Here is a 20,842-nt window from a genome sequence, read left to right on the forward strand (position 1 = left end):
GGCCGCCGCGCTCAATCCCCCATCGCAATCCCTTCCCGGCGCGGATCCGCACCGCCGAACCACACCGTCTGCCCCTGAACGTTCAGCCGCTGGATTCCCTGCAGCCCCGAGTTCATCTCGACGACCTGCACGTCGTGCCCGCGGCCCTTCAGCCCGTCGGCGAGCCCGTCCGACACGCGGCCGCGTTCCAGTTGCGTCGGCCCGTTCATCGACCCGAAGTTCGGCAGCGCGATCGCCTGCTGCATCGTCATGCCCCAGTCGAGCACGCCGACCAGCGTCTTCGCGACGTGGTTGATGATCGCGGGGCCGCCGGCCGAGCCGACGACCATCGTCACCTGTCCGGTCTTCTTGTCGAACACGAGTTCCGGCGACATCGCCGAGCGCGGCCGCTTGCCCGGCTGCACGCGGTTCGCGACCGGCCGGCCGTTGTCGTTCGACACGAACGAGAAGTCGGTGAGCTGGTTGTTCAGCATGAAGCCGCGCACCATCAGCCGCGAGCCGAATGCATCCTCGACGCTCGTCGTCATCGACAGCGCCTGGCCGTAACGGTCGACGATCGCGATGTCGGACGTCGACGGCAGTTCGGGGCTGCGGTCGTCGGCCATCGCGAGCGTCGCGCCCTGCGGCGCGCCGGCCTGCGCGACGCCCATGCTGTTGTCGCCGATCAGTCGCGCGCGCTGCGCGAGGTAGGTCTTGTCGGTGAGGCTCGCCCAGTTGCCGCCCGGCAGCGGCACGAAATCGGGATCGGCGACATAACGCGCACGATCCGCATACGCGAGGCGGCCGGCTTCGCTGAACAGGTGCGCGGCGAACGGCGTCGGCTCGTAGCCGACATCGTTGCGCACCGGCTTCTGCGCGCCGATCTGCTGCCAGTCGGGCATCGCCTCGAGGATGCCGAGCATCTGCGCGATCGTGAGCCCGCCCGACGACGGCGGCGGCATCCCGCACACGACCGAGCGCCGATAGTCGGCGCACAGCGGCGTGCGCACCTTCGCCTTGTAGCGCGCGAGATCCTGCAGCGACAGCAGGCCAGGGTTGGTCGGATGCTTGCGCACCTTCGTGACGATGTCGCGCGCGATCGCGCCGCTGTAGAACGCGTTCGCGCCGCGGTCGGCGACCTGGCGCAGCACGGTCGCGAGCGCGGGGTTCTTCAACACCGTGCCGGCCGCCTTCGGCGTGCCGTCCGCGTTGTAGAAGTACGCGCGCGCGGCCGGGTCGTTCTTCAGGTACTTGTCGTTCGCGATCAGCGTCGCGAGCCGCGGGCTGATCGTGAAGCCGTGCTCGGCGAGTCGGATCGCCGGCTGGAACAGCCGGCGCCACGGCAGCTTGCCGTGCGCGCGGTGCGCGGCGTCGAGCATGCGCAACACGCCCGGCGTGCCGACCGAACGCCCGCCGACGACACCTTCGTAGAAGCTCATCGGCTGGCCGGTCGGCCCGTAGAACAGGCGGTCGGTCGCGGCGGCCGGCGCGGTCTCGCGGCCGTCGTAGGCCTGCGTCGCCTTGCCGTCGAAGTACAGCAGGAACGCGCCGCCGCCGATCCCCGACGATTGCGGCTCGACGAGCGCGAGCACCATCTGCGTGGCGATCGCCGCGTCGATCGCGGTGCCGCCCGCCTTCAGCATGTCGTAGCCGGCCTGTGTCGCGAGCGGATTCGCGGCCGCGATCATGAAGTGCTGCGAGGTCCAGCCCGGTTTGTCGGTCCAGCCGGACGCCAGTTCGGGCGCGTGAAAGCCGGGCAGCGGGACGGCCGCGCCCGAGGCGGGAGCGACCGGGACGACGGCGCCCGACGGCGCGGACGGGGACGTGCAGCCGGCGTTGAACGCGACGAGCGCGACGGCGGCAAGCAGCGTCCAGGGACGCGAAGGCGGGCGAATCCGGTCGAACATTGAACCCTCGGCAGCAGTGAATTCGAATGAGGCGATGGCGCCGGCGCAACGCGGCTGCCGGCCCCGGCGCGCTATTGTCGCTGCGCCGCCGGCGGATTGTCATCCGACAGAAAACCCTGACGAATCCCGCCGGGCCCGCCCCGGCCGGTCTTTCCGGCCTGTTCGAGGATGAACTCTATGAACGTCGACGTCGCGCGCGTGTGGTGCCGGTTCGGCATGTACAGCATGTACATGTGCGTGCCGAAGATGCTGAGCCGGTACGCGTCGAGCGACGTGACGACGGTGCCGCGCCGCATGTCGTCCTGCATCACGTAGTCGGGCACGATGCCGACGCCGATCCCCGCGAGGATCGCCTGGCGCAGGAACAGGAAGTTCTCCGAAATCAAGGTGGGCTCGAGCAGCACCTCGTGGCGCTCGTCGCCGAGATACGCGGCGATCCGCAACTGCCGCCCCATTACCGTCGCGGTGACGACCGGCGCGGCGGCCAGCGCGCCGAGGCTCGACGGCATCCCGTGCGCGGCGGCAAACGCGGCCGACGCGCACGCGACGTAGCGCACCGCGCCCATGTCGCGCGCGACGAGGTTCTGCGGCGGTTCGGGCATCACGCGCACCGCGATGTCGATCTCGTCGCGCATCAGGTCTTCCACGCGGTTCTCGAACACGACGTCGAGCACGATGCCCGGGTGCAGCCGCTTGAACGCGAGCAGCCACTCGGACATCACCATCTGCCCATAGCCGCTCGGCACCGACAGGCGCACGCGGCCCTGCAGGTCCTGGCCGAGCGTCGTCACCGATTCCTGCGCGGCGAGCAGCTCGTTGCGGATGCGCCGGCCGTGCTCGTACAGCTTCAGCCCGATCTCGGTCGGCTCGATGCGCCGCGTCGTGCGCCGCACGAGCTGCTGGCCGATCGAGCGTTCGAGCTGGTTCAGCCGGTAACTGACGTTCGCGCGGCTCATCTTGAGCCGCTGCGCGGCCTTGCTGAGATTGCCGGCGTCGAGGATCTCGACGAGCAGCGTCAGTGCGTTCAGGTCCATGCTCTCGCTCCTGATCCGTCCCGTTTAACGGTCGGAAAGCATCCAGTGTCAAGTCAGACTTGACAGCTTGTAAAACGGAGAGGGAATTGTCAATGAATCTCGATCAATCGAGAATCGAGTCATGCCCGGCGTACGGCCGGATCTTGTCCCGCTTCGTGCGGGACCGGGGCTGGTGCCGCGGCGCCGCTCGCGTGGCCGCGAGTCACGAACCGGCGTCGACGCACTTGCCGCCGCGTCAAGGAGACACGATGAATTCACCCGCTTCCCCCATCAGCCCGACGAGCACGGTCACGCGCGAGCGCCGCGACAAGGTGCTCGTCGTCACGATCGACCATCCGCCCGTCAATGCACTGTCCGCCGACGTGCGGCGCGGCCTTGCCGACGCGCTCGACGCCGCGCAGGCCGACGACGCGATCCGCGCGGTGCTGATCGTCGGCGCCGGCCGCAACTTCATCGCGGGCGCCGACATCCGCGAATTCGGCAAGCCGCCGGTGCCGCCGTCGCTGCCCGACGTGTGCGAGCGGATCGAATCGGGCACGAAGCCGGTCGTGGTCGCGCTGCACGGCGCGACGCTCGGCGGCGGGCTCGAAGTCGCGCTCGCCGCGCATTACCGGCTGGCGGTGCCCGGCGCGAAGCTCGGGCTGCCCGAGGTCACGCTCGGCCTGCTGCCCGGCGCGGGCGGCACGCAGCGCGCGCCGCGCCTGATCGGTGCGAAGGCCGCGCTCGACCTGATGCTGACGGGCCGCCATGCAAGCGCCGAGGAAGCCCTCGCGCTCGGCCTCGTCGACCGCGTCGCGCACAGCGACGACACGCTCGCCGAAGGCCTCGCCTACGCGCAGGAACTCGTATCGCTCGGCGCACCGGTGCGCCGCACGCGCGATGCGCAGGGGCTGGCCGACCGCGCGGCCGCGCAGGCCGCGATCGACGCGGCGCGCGCGGAGCTGCCGAAGAAATCGCGCGGACTGTTCTCGCCGGCGAAGATCGTCGACGCGGTCGAGGCCGCGCTCACGCAGTCGTTCGACGCGGGGATGAAGTTCGAACGCAGCCTCTTCCTGCAATGCATCGACAGCCCGCAGCGCGCGGGCCTCGTGCATGCGTTCTTCGCGGAGCGCGAAGCGGCGAAGGCGCCCGAGGCGCGGCGCGCGAGCGCGCGGCCGGTCGAGCGGATCGGCGTGGTCGGCGGCGGCACGATGGGCGCGGGCATCGCGGTCGCGGCGCTCGACGCCGGGCTGCCGGTGACGATGATCGAACGCGACGAAGCGTCGCTCGCGCGCGGCCGCGCGCATGTCGAGAAGGTGTACGACGGCCTCGTCGCGAAAGGGCGGATGACGCCGGCCGCGCACGCGGCGCGGCTCGCGCGCTTCAAGGGCAGCACGTCGTACGACGCGCTCGCGCAGGCCGATGTCGTGATCGAAGCCGTGTTCGAGGACATGGCCGTGAAAAAGGCCGTGTTCGCCGAACTCGCACGCGTGTGCAAGCCGGGCGCGGTGCTGGCGACCAACACGTCGTATCTCGACATCGACGAACTGGCCGCGAGCATCGACCGGCCGGCCGACGTGATCGGCCTGCATTTCTTCTCGCCGGCCAACGTGATGAAGCTGCTCGAGATCGTCGTGCCGGCGCGCGTGAGCGCGGACGTCGTCGCGACCGCGTTCGCGCTGGCGAAGCAGTTGAAGAAGACGCCGGTGCGCGCCGGCGTGTGCGACGGCTTCATCGGCAACCGGATCCTCGCCGTCTATCGCACGGCGGCCGACTACCTGATGGAAGACGGCGCGTCGCCGTACCAGATCGATCGCGCGGTGCGCGAATTCGGCTTCCCGATGGGACCGTTCCAGGTCGTCGACCTCGCGGGCGGCGACATCGGCTGGGCGACCCGCAAGCGCCGCGCGGCGACGCGCGACCCGCGTGCGCGCTACGTCGGGATTTCCGACCGCCTGTGCGAGCGCGGCTGGTTCGGGCAGAAGACTTCACGCGGCTACTACCTGTACCCGGACGGTGCGCGCGTCGGTACGCCGGACCCGGAAGTCGACGCAATCGTCGCGGAAGAGCGTGCGAAGAAGGGCGTCACGCCGCGCACGTTCACCGACGACGAGATCACGCGCCGCTACCTCGCCGCGATGATCAACGAAGGCGCGAACGTCGTGCACGAGAAGATCGCGCTGCGCCCGCTCGACGTCGACGCGGTGTTCCTCTACGGCTACGGCTTCCCGCGCTATCGCGGCGGCCCGATGCACTACGCGGACACGGTCGGCCTCGCGAACGTGCTCGCCGATATCCGCGCATTCGCGAAGGAAGATCCGCTGTTCTGGAAGCCGTCGCCGCTGCTCGTCGATCTTGTCGCGCGCGGCGCGGATTTCGCGAGCCTGAACCGCATCGACTGAACGCCAACCGCATTCGCCACGGACCGAAGATGGACCTCAATTTCACTCCCGAAGAGGAAGCCTTCCGCACGGAAGTGCAGCGCTTCCTGCAAGCCGAACTGCCCGAGCGCATTGCGCGCAAGGTGAAGGGCGGCCTGCACCTCACGCGCGACGACATGCGCGCATGGCACGCGATCCTCAACGCGCGCGGCTGGCTCGCGAGCCACTGGCCGAGCGAATACGGCGGCCCCGGCTGGAGCGTCGCGCAGAAGTTCCTGTTCGACAACGAATGCGCGCTCGCGGGTGCGCCGCGCATCGTGCCGTTCGGCGTGAACATGCTCGGGCCCGTGCTGATCAAGTACGGCAACGAAGCGCAGAAGCGCCGCTGGCTGCCGCGCATCCTCGACGGCACCGACTGGTGGTGCCAGGGCTACTCGGAGCCGGGCGCCGGTTCCGATCTCGCGGCGGTGAAGACGAGCGCGGTGCGCGGGCTCGACGCGCAGGGCGAGCACTACGTCGTGAACGGCCAGAAGACGTGGACCACGCTCGGCCACTACGCGAACATGATCTTCTGCCTCGTGCGCACCGCGACCGACGTGCGCAAGCAGGAAGGCATCAGCTTCCTGCTGATCGACATGAACACGCCAGGCGTCGAAGTCCGTCCGATCATCACGCTCGACGGCGAGCACGAGGTGAACGAGGTGTTCTTCACCGACGTGCGCGTGCCGGCGGAGAACCTCGTCGGCGAGGAGAACCGCGGCTGGACCTACGCGAAGTACCTGCTCACGTACGAGCGCACCAACATTGCCGGAATCGGCTTCTCGACGGCCGCGCTCGACCGGCTGCGCGCGGTCGCCGCGAAGGTGACGAAAAACGGCCGGTCGCTCGCGGACGATCCGTTCTTTGCGGCGCGCGTCGCGCGTGTCGAGATCGAGCTCGAGAACATGCGCACGACGAACCTGCGCGTGCTGGCCGCGGTCGCGGGCGGCGGCGCGCCGGGCGCGGAAAGCTCGATGCTGAAGATCCGCGGCACGCAGATCCGCCAGGAGATCACGGCGCTGATGCGGCGTGCGATGGGGCCGTATGCGCAGCCGTTCGTCGACGAAGCGCTCGATGGCGACTACGACGGCGAGCCAGTCGGCCCGGAAGACGCCGCGAGCGCCGCGCTGCAGTATTTCAACAACCGGAAGCTGTCGATCTTCGGCGGCTCGAACGAGATCCAGAAGAACATCATCGCGAAGATGATGCTCGGGCTGTAACGAGGGACGCGACGATGGATTTCCAGCACACAGAAGACCGCCGGATGCTGGCGGACACGTTGAACCGCTTCATCGCCGAACAGTACGCGCTTCCCGTGCGCGATCGCATCGCGCAGTCGGCCGAAGGCTTCGATCGCGCGATGTGGCAGCGCTTTGCCGAACTCGGCACGGTCGGCGCGCTGTTTCCCGAAGCCGACGGCGGTTTCGGCGGCGCGGGCTTCGACATCGCCGTGGTGTTCGAATGCCTCGGGCGCGGGCTCGTCGTCGAGCCGTTTCTCGGCGCACTGCTGGCCGGCCGCGCGCTGTCGCTCGCCGGCGGCGACGCGCATCGCGACAAGCTCGCGGCGCTGATCGACGGCAGCGCGAGCGCGGCATTCGCGCACGACGAGCCGGGCTCGCACTACGAGCTGACGACCGTGCGCACGCGCGCCGAACGATCGGGCGACGGCTGGGTGCTGACGGGCGCGAAGGGCGTCGTCGACCAGGCCGCGCAGGCGGCGTTCTTCGTCGTCAGCGCACGCGTGTCGGGCGCCGATGACGATGCGGCCGGCATCGGCCTGTTCGTCGTGCCGGCCGACGCACCGGGCGTCTCGCTGCGCGACTACCGGAAGATCGACGGCGGCCGCGCGGCGGAAGTGCGCTTCGAGCGTGTCGCGCTGTCGGCCGATGCGGCGCTCGGCGCGCACGACGGCGAAGCGGGCGCCGGGTTGCTCGAACGCGTGCTTGGCTACGGTCTGCTTGCGCTGTCGGCTGAAGCGCTCGGCGCGATGGATGTCGCGAAGGAGCACACACTCGAGTACCTGCGCACGCGCAAGCAGTTCGGGCTGCCGATCGGCAGCTTCCAGGCGCTGCAGCACCGGATGGCCGACCTGCTGCTCGAAGTCGAGCAGGCGCGCTCGGCCGTGATCAACGCGGCCGCGCAGCTCGACGCGCCGCGCGTGGTGCGCGAACGCGCGCTGGCGGCGGCGAAATACAGCATCGGCCGGATCGGCACGCTCGTCGCCGAGGAGAGCATCCAGCTGCACGGCGGGATCGGGATGACGTGGGAGCTGCCGCTGTCGCATTACGCGAAGCGCCTCGTGATGATCGATCATCAGCTCGGCGACGAGGATCACCATCTCGCGTGCTACATCGCGCTGTCGAAACAGTAAAGGCGCACAGCGCGAATGGAGGAGACAAGGATGACGAACGAACCGCGCGCGTTGCCGCTGGCCGGCGTGAAGGTGCTCGATTTCTCGCGCGTGCTGGCAGGCCCGTGGTGCGCGATGGTGCTCGCCGATTTCGGCGCGGAAGTGATCAAGGTCGAGCATCCGGCGCGCGGCGACGATACGCGCGACTGGGGCTTGAGGATCGGCGACACCGAAACGACCTACTTCAACAGCGTGAACCGCAGCAAGCGCTCGATCTGTCTCGACCTGCAGACCGACGAAGGGCGGCGGCTCGCGCGCGAGCTGGCCACGCAGGCCGACGTGGTGCTTCACAACTTCAAGTTCGGCGGCGCGGAAAAGCTCGGGCTCGGCTACGACGCGCTGGCCGAACTGAATCCGCGCCTCGTGCACTGCGCGATCTCCGGCTACGACCGGTCGGGCGCCGAAGCCGCGCGGCCCGGCTACGACCTCGTCGTGCAGGGCGAGGCCGGGCTGATGGCGCTGAACGGCGAGGCCGGCCAGCCGCCGCTGAAGTTCGGCGTCGCGGCGGTCGACCTGTTCACCGGCATGTACTCGGCGCAGGCGATCCTCGCCGCACTGTACGAACGCCATGCAACCGGGCGCGGACGGTGCATCGAGATGGCGCTGTTCGACTGCGGGCTGATGATCACCGCGTACTACGGGCTCGACGCGCTGCTGATGGGTGAAGATCCGCCGCGCTACGGCAACGCGCATCCGTCGATCGTGCCGTACGGCGTGTTCGACGCGGCCGACGGCCCGCTGGTGATCACGGTCGGCAACAACACGCAGTTCGCACGCTTTTGCGATGCGATCGAGCGGCCCGATCTCGCGGCCGACGCGCGCTACAAGACCAACCTCGGCCGCTCGGAGAATCGCGCCGACCTGCTGCCCGAGATTCGTCGTGAACTTGCACGCCGGTCGCGCGCGACGTTGCTCGCTGCGCTCGCCGACGCGGGCATTCCGTGCGGCGAAGTGCTCGGGCTGCACGAAGCGCTGAAGTCGGAACGCGCGACGAGCGCGGGGCTCGTCACGCGGCAGCCGCATCCGGTCGCGGGCGGCGTCGACGTGCTTGCACCGCCGTACCGCTTCGACGGCGCACGGTTGCCGGTGCGCGGCGCGCCGCCGGTGCTCGGTGCCGATACGGATGCGGTGCTCGGCGGCTGGCTCGGGATGTCGGCCGACGAGGTCGCGCGGCTGCGAGCGGATCGGGTGGTCTGATCACACGCCCACGCACGGGCACGACACAACACGTTGCACCGCCGCGGCGCGGGCGGACCGGTTGACGCGCTATCGATCCACAAGACAACCCTCGCGCAACGACGCGCTGGAAATGGAGACACCATGGAGTTTTCCGTCATCGAATCGGTCACGGCGCGCCGCGACTACCAGCAGCTCGTGCGCGCGCGGCGCCGCTTCAGCTTCACGCTGACGGCGCTGATGATCGCGACCTACTACGGCTTCATCCTGCTCGTCGCGCTCGCGCCGCACGTGCTCGCGGCGCCGCTGTACCGCGGCGCGACGACGACCGTCGGAATCGCCGCGGGCGTCGCGATCATCCTGGTCGCGATCGGCCTGACCGCGTGCTACGTGCTGCGCGCGAACCGCGCGTTCGACCGCCGGGTCGACGCGATCCTCGGACGTTCGTGATGGAGGCCCGGATGCGACATTCATCGATCGCGCTCGGCGCGCTTGCCGTTCTCGTTTCCTCCGCCGCGCACGCGGTATCGGTCGCGGGCCCGATGCCCGACAAGGTCGAACTGAACCCCGTCGCGATCGGGATGTTCTTCGCGTTCGTGTTCGCGACGCTCGCGCTCACGCGCTGGGCCGCGCGGCGCACGCGCTCGACACGCGACTTCTACACGGCCGGCGGCGGCATCACCGGGCTGCAGAACGGGCTCGCGATCGCGGGCGACTACATGTCGGCCGCGTCGTTCCTCGGGCTGTCCGGCATGGTGTTCATGTTCGGCTTCGACGGGCTCATCTACTCGATCGGCTTCCTGGTCGGCTGGCCGTTCGTGATGTTCCTGATCGCCGAGCCGCTGCGCAACCTCGGCAAGTTCACGTTCGTCGACGTCGTCGCGTACCGCTTCGCGCAACGGCCGATCCGGCTGCTGACGTCCGCAAACGCACTGACGATCGTCGTGCTGTACCTCGTCGTGCAGATGGTCGGCGCGGGCAAGCTGATCCAGTTGCTGTTCGGGCTGTCGTATGGCACGGCCGAACTGATCGTCGGCGTGTTGATGGTCGTCTACGTGTTCTTCGGCGGGATGACCGCGACGACCTGGGTGCAGGTGATCAAGGCCGTGCTGCTGCTGTGCGGCGCGACGCTGCTCGTCGTGCTCGCGCTCGCCGAATTCGGTTTCAGCATCGACGAGATGTTCCGTCGTGCAGTGGCCGTGCATCCGGGCGCGCTGTCGATCATGGGGCCCGGCAAGCTGATCCGCGATCCGGCCAACGCGCTGTCGCTCGGCATCGCGCTGATGTTCGGCACGGCCGGCTTCCCGCACATCCTGATGCGTTTCTTCACGGTGCCGAACGCGAAGGAGGCGCGCAAGTCGGTGCTCTACGCGACCGGCTTCATCGGCTACTTCTACCTGCTGACCTTCGTGATCGGCTTCTCGGCGATCGTGCTGCTCGCGCAGCATCCGGAATTCTTCAAGCTGGGCGCCAACGGCTCGTTCAACCTGACGCACGACCTGCTCGGCGGCTCGAACATGGTCGCGGTGAAGCTCGCGCAGGCGGTCGGCGGGAACTGGTTCTACGGCTTCATCGCGGCCGTCACGTTCGCGACGATCCTCGCAGTGGTCGCGGGCCTGACGCTGGCCGGCGCGACGACGATCTCGCACGACCTGTATGCGCAGATGTGGGCGCGCGGCAAGCCCGACGAGCGCCTCGAGATGCGCATCTCGCGCGCGGCGACGATCGTGCTGTCGGCCATCGCGATCGGGCTGTCGATCCTGTTCGAGCACGTGAACGTCGCGTTCATGGTCGGGCTCGTCGCGGCGGTGGCCGCGAGCGCGAATTTCCCGGTGCTCGCGATGTCGATCTTCTGGCGCGGGATGACGACGCGCGGCGCGGTGCTCGGCGGCGTCCTCGGTCTCGGGTCGGCGGTGGTGCTCACGGTGCTGTCGAAGTCGGTGTGGGTCGATGTTCTGCACCACGCGCACGCCCCGGTGTTCCTCGACAACCCGGCGCTCGTGTCGGTGCCGCTCGCGTTCGTCGGGATCGTCGTCGGCTCGCTCGCGGATCGCAGCGAGCGCGCACGGCGCGAGCGCGACGCGTTCGCGCAGCAGGAGTTTTATGCGCAGACGGGGGTGCTGGCGGGCGAGGCCGTACAACACTGATTCATCTGAAGAATCCACCCATCCGTCCGAATCCCCGGACGGAAATTTTCCGGAAATCCGGAATCCCGGATTTCCTTGCCTGCCGCATTATGAGAAATACAATGAAAACAACGGTTTGAGGGGTTACGGGAACCTGGCATCGACCTTGCGATATAAAACGCACGGCCATCCCCCGGCCGAACTACTACAGCAAGCAAGGAGACAACCGATGACCACTGCCTTCCTCCCCCTTCGGACGTCCTGAGGCATCGCTTGTTGCGGCACGGCAGCCGCGCGGGCGAGTGACTCCCCTGACATTCGTCCGCGCGCGTGACGCCGTTTCCATCGGCTCATCTACATCAGCAGGAACCATCGTGAAGAAGAAACCCTTCTACAAAGTGCTCTATGTGCAGGTGATCTTCGCCATCATCGTCGGCGTGATCCTCGGCCATTACTACCCGGCGCTCGCCACCGACATGAAGCCGCTCGGCGACGGCTTCATCAAGCTGATCAAGATGGTGATCGGTCCGATCATCTTCTGTACGGTCGTCACCGGCATCGCCGGCATGGAGGACATGAAGAAGGTGGGCCGCGTCGGCGGCAAGGCGCTGCTGTACTTCGAGATCGTGTCGACCTTCGCGCTGCTGCTGGGCCTCGCGGCCACGCACATCCTGCGTCCGGGCGTCGGCTTCAACATCGATCCGGCGACGCTCGACGGCAAGGCCGTCGCGTCGTACGCAGCGAAGGCGCACGGACAGTCGACGGTCGACTTCCTGATGCACATCATCCCGAACACGATGGTCGATGCGTTCGCGCAGGGTGAAATCCTGCAGATTCTGCTGATCGCGCTGCTGTTCGGCAGCGTGCTCGCGCACCTCGGCGAGCGCGGCCGTGTCGTCACCGACTTCATCGACGGGCTCACGCGCGTGCTGTTCGGCATCGTGCACATCGTCACGACGCTCGCTCCGATCGGCGCGTTCGGCGCGATGGCGTTCACGATCGGCAAGTACGGCGTCGGCTCGCTGGTGCCGCTGCTCAAGCTGATCGGCACGTTCTACCTGACGTCGGTCGTGTTCGTGCTCGTCGTGCTCGGCGCGATCGCGCGCTTCACGGGCTTCTCGATCATCCGCTTCGTGTCGTACATCAAGGAAGAGCTGCTGATCGTGCTCGGCACGAGCTCGTCGGAAGCCGCGCTGCCGCAGCTGATGGAAAAGCTCGAGAAGGCAGGCTGCTCGCGTTCGGTCGTCGGCCTCGTCGTGCCGACCGGCTATTCGTTCAACCTCGACGGCACCAACATCTACATGACGATGGCCGTGCTGTTCATCGCGCAGGCGACCAACATCGAACTGACGTGGATGCAGCAGCTCACGCTGCTGGCGGTCGCGATGCTGACGTCGAAGGGCGCGAGCGGCGTGACGGGCGCGGGCTTCATCACGCTCGCCGCGACGCTGGCCGTCGTGCCGACGATCCCGCTGTCGGGCATGGTGCTGATCCTCGGCATCGACCGCTTCATGAGCGAATGCCGCGCGCTGACCAACATCGTCGGCAACGGCGTCGCGACGGTCGTCGTGTCGGCATGGGAGAAGGAACTCGACCGCAACAAGCTGCGCCAGGCGCTGAAGGGCGGCGGCGAAGTCGCGCCGACCGAGACGGCCGGCGTCTGATGTCATGAAGGAGCAGGCGGCGGCGCCGTCCGCCGGCAGCGCGGCACGCGGCGATCGGCGCGTGGATGCGGAGGCCTATGACACAATAGACGATCCGCATCGCCAGGAAGCCTCGACCGTGACGCGCCGCCTGCTCATCCTCGTCGTGCTTGCCGCCGCGCTCGTCGCGGCGTGCACGCTGACGTGGACGATCACCTGGCGGCGCGGCGTCGCCGAGCTGCAGCGCAACGCCGCGGTGCGCGTCGACCGCACTACCAACGCGCTCAAGAGCACGCTCGACCGCTACGAGTCGCTGCCTTATCTGCTCGGAAGCCATCCGTACGTGCAGGACCTGCTCGCCGAGCCGAAGCGCGGCGACTACACCGCGCGCGTCAACCGCTATCTCGAAGATCTCAACGAACACGCACACGCGACCGTCACCTACGTGATCGGCGCGGACGGCCTGTGCGTCGCCGCCAGCAACTGGCGCGCGCCCGACAGCTTCGTCGGGATCGAATACCGCTTCCGCCCGTATTTCGTCGACGCGATGAACGGCCAGGTCGGCCGCTTCTTCGGGATCGGCACGATCTCGCGCGACCCCGGCTACTACATCTCGCAGCCCGTGTGGCGCGACGGCAAGATCGCGGGCGTCGTCGTCGTGAAGCTCAATCTCGAATGGTTCCAGGGCGCCGATGCGTCCGAGCCGCTCGTCGTCGCCGACGATCACGGTGTCGTGTTCCTGTCGTCGGTGCCCGCGTGGAAGTACCACACGCTGCGCCCGCTCACGGGCCCTGTCGCCGCGTCGATCTACGAGACGCGCCAGTACGCGCAGCAACCGGTCACGCCGCTGCCGCTGCGCATCGAGCAGACGCTCGGCGCCGATGCGGAGATCGTGCGCCTCGGCCCCGGCCGGCGCGCGCCGCGTTTCCTCGCCAGCAAGCGCCGGATCGGCGAGCCCGACTGGCTGCTCGTCACGCTCGCGCCGATCGCGCCCGTCGACACCGATGCGCGCAACGCGACGATCGTCACGGGCTTCGGCTTCGTGTCGGTTGCGCTGCTCGCGTTCTACTGGCGGATGCGCCGCGCGCGCGTGCGCGAAATGATCCGCGGCCGCGCGCTGTTGCAGCAGGCGTACGCGGAGCTGAACCGGCGCGTCGAGGAGCGCACGGCCGACCTGTCGGAAGCGAACGAGCAGTTGCAGAAGGAAGTCGGCGACCGGATCCACGCGGAGCAGGAGCTGCGCGCCGCGCATGACGAACTCATCCAGGCGAGCAAGCTCGCCGCGCTCGGCCAGATGGCGGCCGGCATCACGCATGAACTGAACCAGCCGCTCGCGGCGCTGCGCAGTTTCTCGGACAACACGCGCGTGTTGCTCGATCGCGGCGAGCAGGCGGCCGCGCGCGAGAACCTCGAGGCGATCGCGGCGCTCACCGAGCGGATGGGCAAGATCACGAATCAGCTGAAGCTGTTCGTCGGCCGCGCGAAGCCGCGCAACGAGCGGGCGCTCGTCGTGCGCGCGCTGCGCAGCGTGCTGTCGCTGCTTGGCGAGCGCCTGAGCGGCGTCGCACTCACGCTGACGCTGCAGGACGCGACCATGTCGCCTGCGCACGATGAGCCGCTCGACCTGGCGCTCGACTATCCGGCGCTCGTTGCACGTTGCGAGGATTTGCGCCTCGAACAGGTGCTGATCAACCTGCTCGGCAACGCGCTCGACGCGGTGGCCGGTGTCGCTGCGCCGGCGATCGAAGTGACGATCGCGGTGTCGGCCGCGACGCTCGCGGTCGAAGTGCGCGACAACGGCTCCGGCATTGCGCCGGACCTGCTGCCGCGGTTGTTCGAACCGTTCTTCACGACGAAGGAAATGGGGCGCGGGCTCGGCCTTGGCCTCGCGATCTCGTCGTCGATCGCGAGCGACGCGGGCGGCGCGCTGACCGCGCGAAACGCGCCGTCGGGCGGCGCGCTGTTCGTCTTGACGCTGCGGCGCGCACGCACGCATCATCCGGACTCCGTGTCCGAGCCGGCGGGTTCGCCAGGGCCTGTTCACGCTGATGACGGGCTTGCGAACGTGCCTTTCCGCTCGCAGTGCAAGGAGTGAGGCGCGCCGTTTGCGTATTTCTTGCGCTCGGCCCTTCTGGTGGCCAGCGCAAGCCCGTCATCAGCGTGAACAGGCCCCAGACCCGTCGCAGGCCCGGTCGGCGCACGACCGGCATCAACGCAGCCGCGCGCGAGACCGTCGCGCGGCCTGTCAGGAGCAAGTGAGTACGATGGCCAACCGGCTGCAAGTGATCTATATCGAAGACGATGCGCTCGTTCGCCGGGCGAGCGTGCAGAGCCTTCAGCTGGCGGGCTTCGACGTCGCCGGCTTCGAGTCGGCCGAAGCGGCCGAGAAGGCGATCGTCGCGGATACCGCCGGCGCGATCGTCAGCGACATCCGGCTGCCCGGCGCGAGCGGGCTCGAGGTGCTCGCGCAGTGCCGCGAGCGCGTGCCCGACGTGCCGGTGATTCTCGTCACCGGTCACGGCGACATCTCGATGGCCGTGCAGGCAATGCGCGACGGCGCGTACGACTTCATCGAAAAGCCGTTCGCGGCCGAGCGCCTGATCGAGACGGTGCGCCGTGCGCTGGAGCGCCGCGAGCTCGTGCTCGAGAACCACGCACTGCGGCGCGAGCTGGCAGGGCAGAACGTCGTCGCGCCGCGCATCATCGGCCGCAGCCCTGCGATCGAGCAGGTGCGCAAGCTGATCGCGAACGTCGCGCCGACCGATGCGTCGGTGCTGATCAACGGCGACACGGGTGCCGGCAAGGAGCTGATCGCGCGCAGCCTGCACGAGCTGTCGCCGCGCCGCGACAAGCCGTTCATCGCGGTGAATTGCGGCGCGCTGCCCGAGCCGATGTTCGAATCGGAGATGTTCGGCTACGAGTCCGGCGCATTCACGGGCGCGGCGAAACGGCGCGTCGGCAAGCTCGAATATGCGTCCGGCGGCACGCTGTTCCTCGACGAAATCGAAAGCATGCCGCTCGCGCTGCAGGTGAAGCTGCTGCGCGTGCTGCAGGACGGCGTGCTGGAGCGGCTCGGCTCGAACCAGCCGATCCGCGTGAACTGCCGCGTCGTCGCGGCCGCGAAGGGCGACATGAGCGAGCTCGTCGCGGCCGGCACGTTCCGGCGCGACCTGCTGTACCGGCTCAACGTCGTGACGATCGCGCTGCCGCCGCTCGCGGAGCGCCGCGAGGACATCGTGCCGCTGTTCGAGCACTTCATGCTCGATGCGGCCGTGCGCTACGCGCGTCCCGCGCCGGTGCTGACCGACCGGCAGCGCGCGAGCCTGATGCAGCGCGACTGGCCCGGCAACGTGCGCGAGCTGCGCAACGCGGCCGACCGCTTCGTGCTCGGCGTGGCCGACATGCCGCAGGAAACGGGCGCGGGCGGCGACGATGCCGACAACGACCAGACGCTGAAGGAGCGCATCGAGCAGTTCGAGCGCGCGGTGATCGCCGAGGCGCTGAACCAGACGGGCGGCGCGGTCGCCGCGACGGCCGACCGGCTGCATGTCGGCAAGGCGACGCTGTACGAGAAGATGAAGCGCTACGGGCTGTCGGCGAAAGGCGAAACCGAGCGCTGAAAAGCAAACGGACCGTAGAGCCGGGTTGCCCGGTCGTACGGTCCGTTGGTGCGGGACGGGCGCGGCGTGCCGCCCTTCGAGCCGGATCCCGGATCTGGCGGCGCTCAGGCCGCGTTGCTGTCGAGCGCCTTCTTGAGCAGCGCGTCGAGTTCCGCGAACTGCGGTGCGCCGACGTAGCGCTTCAGGATCTTGCCGTCCTTGTCGACGACGAAGGTCGTCGGCGTGAGCTGCACGTTGCCGAACTGTTTCGCGACGCTGCCGTCGTCGAGCGCGACCTTGAACGGCAACTGGCGCGTCTGCGCGTAGTTCGCGACGTACATCGGCGGATCGTAGTTCATCGCGACCGCGACGAATTCCAGACCCTGGCCCTTGAAGCGATTGTAGGTATCGACCATCTGCGGCATTTCCTGCATGCAGGTCGCGCAGCTCGTCGCCCAGAAGTTCACGAGATAGACCTTGCCCTTCAGGTCGCCTGCGGTCGAGACCTTCTGGCCCGACAGCAGCGTGAACGTCGCGTCCGGCACGCTGGATTTGCCGTTGAACGCGAAGAAGCCGGCGACGGCGATGGCCGCGACGACGGCAGCCGCGACGATGTAGCGGACGGGGCCGGCACTGCGGCGGGCGGGAGGCGTGGTGTTCATCTGGTGCTCTCGGAGTCGGTCGATGACGCGGGTCGATGCAAAGGACGTCGAAATTCGGCGCTCATTTTAACGCGAATGCGGCGCGCGCACCGGCCGCCGCCATGCATCCCGGTTTTCAGGTTCGGCGGATAATGCCCGTTTTTGCCTGCCCGACTCACGCCATGCCGAAGGAAGTCATCGATTCGTTGCGCCCCCTTTTTCGTCCGCTGCGACACTTCGCCGCGCTCGCCTGCGTGAGCGCCGCGCTGGCCGCGTGTTCGCCGTCGTTCGACTGGCGTACGCTGCACAACGACGCCGGCTACACGATCGACCTGCCGGCGAAGCCGACCGTCGAGGAGCAGCCGGTGGCGATCGGCGGCACGTCGATGCCGATGCGGATGCAGGCCGCGCACGTCGACGGCGCGGTGTTCGCGGTCGGCACGCTGACGCTGCCCGATGATCGCGACGACACGCGCCGCGCCGCGCTCGAATTCCTGCGCGCCGGGCTGTCGCGCAACCTCGAAGGCGCGCCGCAGACGGTGCCGGTGCCGGTGCCGCTCGCGGCCGGCGGCGCGGTGAACGGGATCGAGCTGCGCATCGCGGGAGCGGCTGCCGGCGGCGATCGCGCACGCAAGACGATCGTCGCACGGCTTGCCGCGCGCGGCCGGCACGCGTACCAGGCCGTCGTGATCGCCGACGGGTCGCTCACGCAGGAGCAGCTCGACCAGTTTTTCGGCTCGTTCAAACTCGATTGATCACGGCCGTCGAGGGTGCCCCGACACTCTGTGACAATTGAAAGTTCATTCGCAGCTTTCGACGCTAGTGACCGGATTTTGCGAGGTTTTTTCGACTATCCACAGCGCATGTGGATAACTTTGTTGAAAAGTTGCCCGGATTTCCCGCTGAGCCGCGCCGGACGGCCCTCCGGCCCGTTTGGTTGTTCTCTCGGTGTTTGAGAAAAATCAATAAAAACAATGGGATACGGACTCCCTCTCGAAAAGGTGCCGGCGAGCCCCGATCCGGGGCCGGATTCGTGAAATTGTGCATAAGTCAAGTCTTGACAGCCGGATTTTGTCCTCCGAGGGCGCTCAGAGCGCCGTGAGCGCGCGCCGATAGCGGATCGCCTCGGCGATCTGCGCGGCCGTCGGCAGCGGGTCGCCGGCCAGGTCGGCGATCGTCCGCGCGACCTTCAGCACGCGGAAATACGCACGCGCCGACCAGCCGAAGCGCTCGCCGGCTTCGCGCAGCAGCCGCTCGCCTTCGTCGGTCGGCCGGCACAGGTCGTCGGTCTCGCGGCCGCTCAGCATGTGATTCGTCTTGCCCTGCCGGTCGAGCTGCAGCGCCCGCGCCTGGGCGACGCGTGCGGCCACCGCCGCGCTCGGCTCGCCGGGCGCCGCCGTGCGCGATGCGAGTTCGGCCGGCGACAGCGCGGGCAGGTCGATCTGGATGTCGATGCGGTCGAGCAGCGGCCCCGACAGCTTGCGCAGATAACGCGCGGCGACGTCCGGCGAGCAGCGGCAGCGCCCGGACGGATCGCCGTGCCAGCCGCACGGGCACGGGTTCATCGCGGCGATCAACTGGCACGCGGCCGGGAAGTCGGCCTGCTGGGCCGCGCGCGAGATCGTGATGCGGCCGGCTTCCAGCGGCTCGCGCAGCATTTCGAGCACGTGCCGGTCGAATTCGGGCAGCTCGTCGAGAAACAGCACGCCGAGGTGCGCGAGCGTGATTTCACCCGGCTGCGGCGGATTGCGGCCGCCGACCAGCGCGGCGGCGCTCGACGAATGATGCGGCGAACGGAACGGCCGTCGGCGCCACTGCGCGGGCGAGAAGCCGAGGCGGCTCGCGGACAGGAGCGCCGCCGACGTCAGCGCCTCGTCGTCGGTCAACGGCGGCAGAAGGCCGGCCAACCGCGCGGCCAGCATCGACTTGCCGGCCCCTGGCGGCCCGACCATCAGCATGTGATGACCGCCCGCGGCGGCGACTTCGAGCGCGCGCCGGGCGCCACGCTGGCCGACCACGTCGGCGAGGTCGGGCGCGGCCGGCGCAGGCAGGCCGTCGAGGCAGGGCGCCGCGACCGGCGTGAGCCGCCCGTCAGGCGCATCGGCGAGGTGCGCACACAGCGCGGGCAGGTCGCGTGCGCCGAACACGGTCACGCCCGGCACGAGCGCGGCCTCGGCCGCACTGTCGAACGGCAGATAGAGTTCGGGCGCTTGTGATGCCGCCGCGGTTCCCTGCGTCGTGACGGCGTCCGGGCCCGAGCCAAATCCCGATCCTGATTCGCCCGCACGCCAGTCCCGCGCGGCGCCGCACGCCATCGCGAACGCACCGCGCATCGGCCGCAGCGCGCCCGTCAGCGACAGTTCTCCAGCGAATTCGCGGCCGGCCAGCGCGTCGGCCGGGATCTGGCCGTTCGCGGCAAGGATGCCGAGCGCGATCGGCAGGTCGAACCGGCCCGACTCTTTCGGCAGATCGGCCGGTGCGAGATTGACCGTGATGCGGCGCACGGGAAATTCGAAGCCGCAGTTCTGCAGCGCGGCGCGGACGCGCTCGCGGCTTTCGCGGACTTCGAGATCGGGCAGGCCGACGATCGAGAACGACGGCAACCCGTTGGCGAGATGGACTTCGACGGTAACGTCCGGCGCGCGGCCGGACGCGGGCGCGCGACTGCGCACCACGGCAAGCGACATGGCGAGGCTCCTGTAAGCAGACGGACGACGGCCGTTCGGGGCCGCATGCCGCGGGAATCGGAGAATTCGGTGCGCGCGTGCCGGCGTGGCGCGGGGAAAGAGCGAGGGACTGCGGAACGACGAACTGCGAAGAACGATGGACTGCGAAGAGCGGGGGGCTGCGAGGAACGACGGACTACGGGGAGCGGTGGAACACTTTCGGGGCGGCGGGCGCGGGCCGCGCGAGGCGGCCCGCGCCCGACCTTGCGGCCGGGTGGGGCGTCAGGCCTGCGGCGCGGCGAGCTTCTGCTCGAGTTCCGCGACGCGCTTTTCGAGTTCCTCGAGGCGCACGCGGGTGCGGGCGAGCACCTGGGCCTGCGTGTCGAATTCCTCGCGCGTGACGAGATCGAGCTTCGAGAAGCCTTGCGACAGCATGGCCTTCACGTTGCGCTCGACATCCTTGGCCGGCGAGTTTTTCAGCAGGTCGCTGACACGCGACTGCAGATCGTTGAAAACGTCGCTGGGTTGCTTCATGTGATTCCCCTTCCTTGCACAAAAAATGTGCATCTTCAGTTGCGTACGTGCCCATGATGCACGCATGACCGGAAATGGTGCGCCGGGGGCGCGAATTCCGGGCATGGCGCCGGCATGGGTGAATGGCCCGGCGATCCGGGACGTGCGTGCACTCTAGCAACGTTCCTTTCGCCGCGCCAGCAAACCGGGCCACGTTGGCCATTCGGCCGGGCTTCCGCGCCTTACATCGCGGGATGCGACCCCGTTCCCGAGCCCTTCGAGACGGTGCTCGGACGAACATGGCATGCGAGTTGCTGAGGAGAGTCCGTTACATCATTCCAACCAATTCGACGGGACAACCCAGCGAGAGGACTTCATGAAACTCATTACCGCAATCATCAAGCCGTTCAAGCTCGATGAGACGCGCGAGGCGCTGTCGGCCCTCGGCGTCTCCGGCATCACGGTGACGGAGGTGAAAGGGTTCGGGCGCCAGAAGGGGCACACCGAGCTGTACCGCGGCGCCGAATACGTGGTCGATTTCCTGCCGAAGATGAAGATCGAGGCGGCCGTGTCGGACGATCTCGTCGACCAGGCGGTGGAAGCGATCGAGCGGGCCGCGCGCACCGGCAAGATCGGCGACGGCAAGATCTTCGTCACGCCGATCGAGCAGGTAATCCGGATTCGCACCGGGGAGACCGGCGCTGACGCGCTGTAACAGAACAGACAAGACAAGCGACAAGAGGAAACCC

16 protein-coding genes are annotated in these 20,842 nt (G+C 68.6%); 11 read left to right on the forward strand and 5 right to left on the reverse strand.

The window, feature by feature from the left end:
- Window positions 1–11 precede the first annotated feature (11 nt).
- Both ggt and HWX87_RS23845 read right to left on the reverse strand, forming a co-directional pair.
- Entirely contained in the window at window positions 12–1,886 is a 1,875-nt protein-coding gene (gene ggt, locus HWX87_RS23840) for a gamma-glutamyltransferase (RefSeq protein WP_176049581.1), read from the reverse strand.
- 71 nt (window positions 1,887–1,957) lie between these two features.
- Window positions 1,958–2,920: a LysR family transcriptional regulator gene (locus HWX87_RS23845; protein WP_176049582.1), complete on the reverse strand. Its 963-nt coding sequence runs from the start codon at window positions 2,918–2,920 to the stop codon at window positions 1,958–1,960.
- A gap of 248 nt (window positions 2,921–3,168) precedes the next feature.
- Here HWX87_RS23845 and HWX87_RS23850 point away from each other — a divergent pair, with 248 nt between their 5' ends.
- From HWX87_RS23850 to HWX87_RS23890, 9 genes are all read left to right on the forward strand, one after another.
- Window positions 3,169–5,301 (forward strand): 3-hydroxyacyl-CoA dehydrogenase NAD-binding domain-containing protein, encoded by a 2,133-nt coding sequence (locus HWX87_RS23850; protein WP_176049583.1) that lies wholly within the window; start codon window positions 3,169–3,171, stop codon window positions 5,299–5,301.
- 29 nt (window positions 5,302–5,330) lie between these two features.
- Window positions 5,331–6,539, forward strand: coding sequence for an acyl-CoA dehydrogenase family protein (locus HWX87_RS23855; protein WP_176049584.1), 1,209 nt, complete (start codon window positions 5,331–5,333; stop codon window positions 6,537–6,539).
- A gap of 14 nt (window positions 6,540–6,553) precedes the next feature.
- Window positions 6,554–7,690: an acyl-CoA dehydrogenase family protein gene (locus HWX87_RS23860; RefSeq protein WP_176049585.1), complete on the forward strand. Its 1,137-nt coding sequence runs from the start codon at window positions 6,554–6,556 to the stop codon at window positions 7,688–7,690.
- A gap of 30 nt (window positions 7,691–7,720) precedes the next feature.
- Window positions 7,721–8,926, forward strand: a complete 1,206-nt coding sequence (locus HWX87_RS23865) for a CaiB/BaiF CoA-transferase family protein (protein ID WP_176049586.1) — start codon at window positions 7,721–7,723, stop codon at window positions 8,924–8,926.
- A 123-nt stretch (window positions 8,927–9,049) separates the two neighbouring features.
- Entirely contained in the window at window positions 9,050–9,355 is a 306-nt protein-coding gene (locus HWX87_RS23870; protein WP_176049587.1) for a DUF485 domain-containing protein, read from the forward strand.
- Between the two features lie 11 nt (window positions 9,356–9,366).
- Window positions 9,367–11,052, forward strand: a complete 1,686-nt coding sequence (locus HWX87_RS23875; RefSeq protein ID WP_176049588.1) for a cation acetate symporter — start codon at window positions 9,367–9,369, stop codon at window positions 11,050–11,052.
- A 353-nt stretch (window positions 11,053–11,405) separates the two neighbouring features.
- Complete coding sequence (locus HWX87_RS23880; protein WP_176049589.1) at window positions 11,406–12,695, forward strand: dicarboxylate/amino acid:cation symporter; 1,290 nt, start codon at window positions 11,406–11,408, stop codon at window positions 12,693–12,695.
- Between the two features lie 4 nt (window positions 12,696–12,699).
- Window positions 12,700–14,769 (forward strand): ATP-binding protein, encoded by a 2,070-nt coding sequence (locus tag HWX87_RS23885; RefSeq protein WP_244137735.1) that lies wholly within the window; start codon window positions 12,700–12,702, stop codon window positions 14,767–14,769.
- 169 nt (window positions 14,770–14,938) lie between these two features.
- The gene (locus tag HWX87_RS23890) at window positions 14,939–16,294 is read left to right on the forward strand and encodes a sigma-54 dependent transcriptional regulator (protein ID WP_176049661.1); all 1,356 of its coding nucleotides are present in this window, start codon (window positions 14,939–14,941) and stop codon (window positions 16,292–16,294) included.
- Between the two features lie 104 nt (window positions 16,295–16,398).
- Here HWX87_RS23890 and HWX87_RS23895 read toward each other — a convergent pair whose 3' ends face one another.
- Entirely contained in the window at window positions 16,399–16,935 is a 537-nt protein-coding gene (locus HWX87_RS23895; RefSeq protein ID WP_124819691.1) for a TlpA disulfide reductase family protein, read from the reverse strand.
- A 161-nt stretch (window positions 16,936–17,096) separates the two neighbouring features.
- Between HWX87_RS23895 and HWX87_RS23900 the strand changes: the two genes are divergently transcribed.
- Window positions 17,097–17,669, forward strand: coding sequence for a hypothetical protein (locus HWX87_RS23900; RefSeq protein ID WP_176049590.1), 573 nt, complete (start codon window positions 17,097–17,099; stop codon window positions 17,667–17,669).
- Window positions 17,670–18,002: 333 nt separating this feature from the next.
- Here HWX87_RS23900 and HWX87_RS23905 read toward each other — a convergent pair whose 3' ends face one another.
- Window positions 18,003–19,601: a YifB family Mg chelatase-like AAA ATPase gene (locus HWX87_RS23905; protein WP_176049591.1), complete on the reverse strand. Its 1,599-nt coding sequence runs from the start codon at window positions 19,599–19,601 to the stop codon at window positions 18,003–18,005.
- A gap of 261 nt (window positions 19,602–19,862) precedes the next feature.
- Window positions 19,863–20,114, reverse strand: coding sequence for an accessory factor UbiK family protein (locus HWX87_RS23910; RefSeq protein ID WP_006489451.1), 252 nt, complete (start codon window positions 20,112–20,114; stop codon window positions 19,863–19,865).
- A 355-nt stretch (window positions 20,115–20,469) separates the two neighbouring features.
- Between HWX87_RS23910 and HWX87_RS23915 the strand changes: the two genes are divergently transcribed.
- Window positions 20,470–20,808, forward strand: coding sequence for a P-II family nitrogen regulator (locus HWX87_RS23915; protein WP_006398175.1), 339 nt, complete (start codon window positions 20,470–20,472; stop codon window positions 20,806–20,808).
- Window positions 20,809–20,842 lie beyond the last annotated feature (34 nt).

The sequence above is a fragment of the Burkholderia sp. BCC1644 genome (genome assembly GCF_902833225.1).
In the GTDB taxonomy this organism is placed as follows: Bacteria; Pseudomonadota; Gammaproteobacteria; order Burkholderiales; family Burkholderiaceae; genus Burkholderia.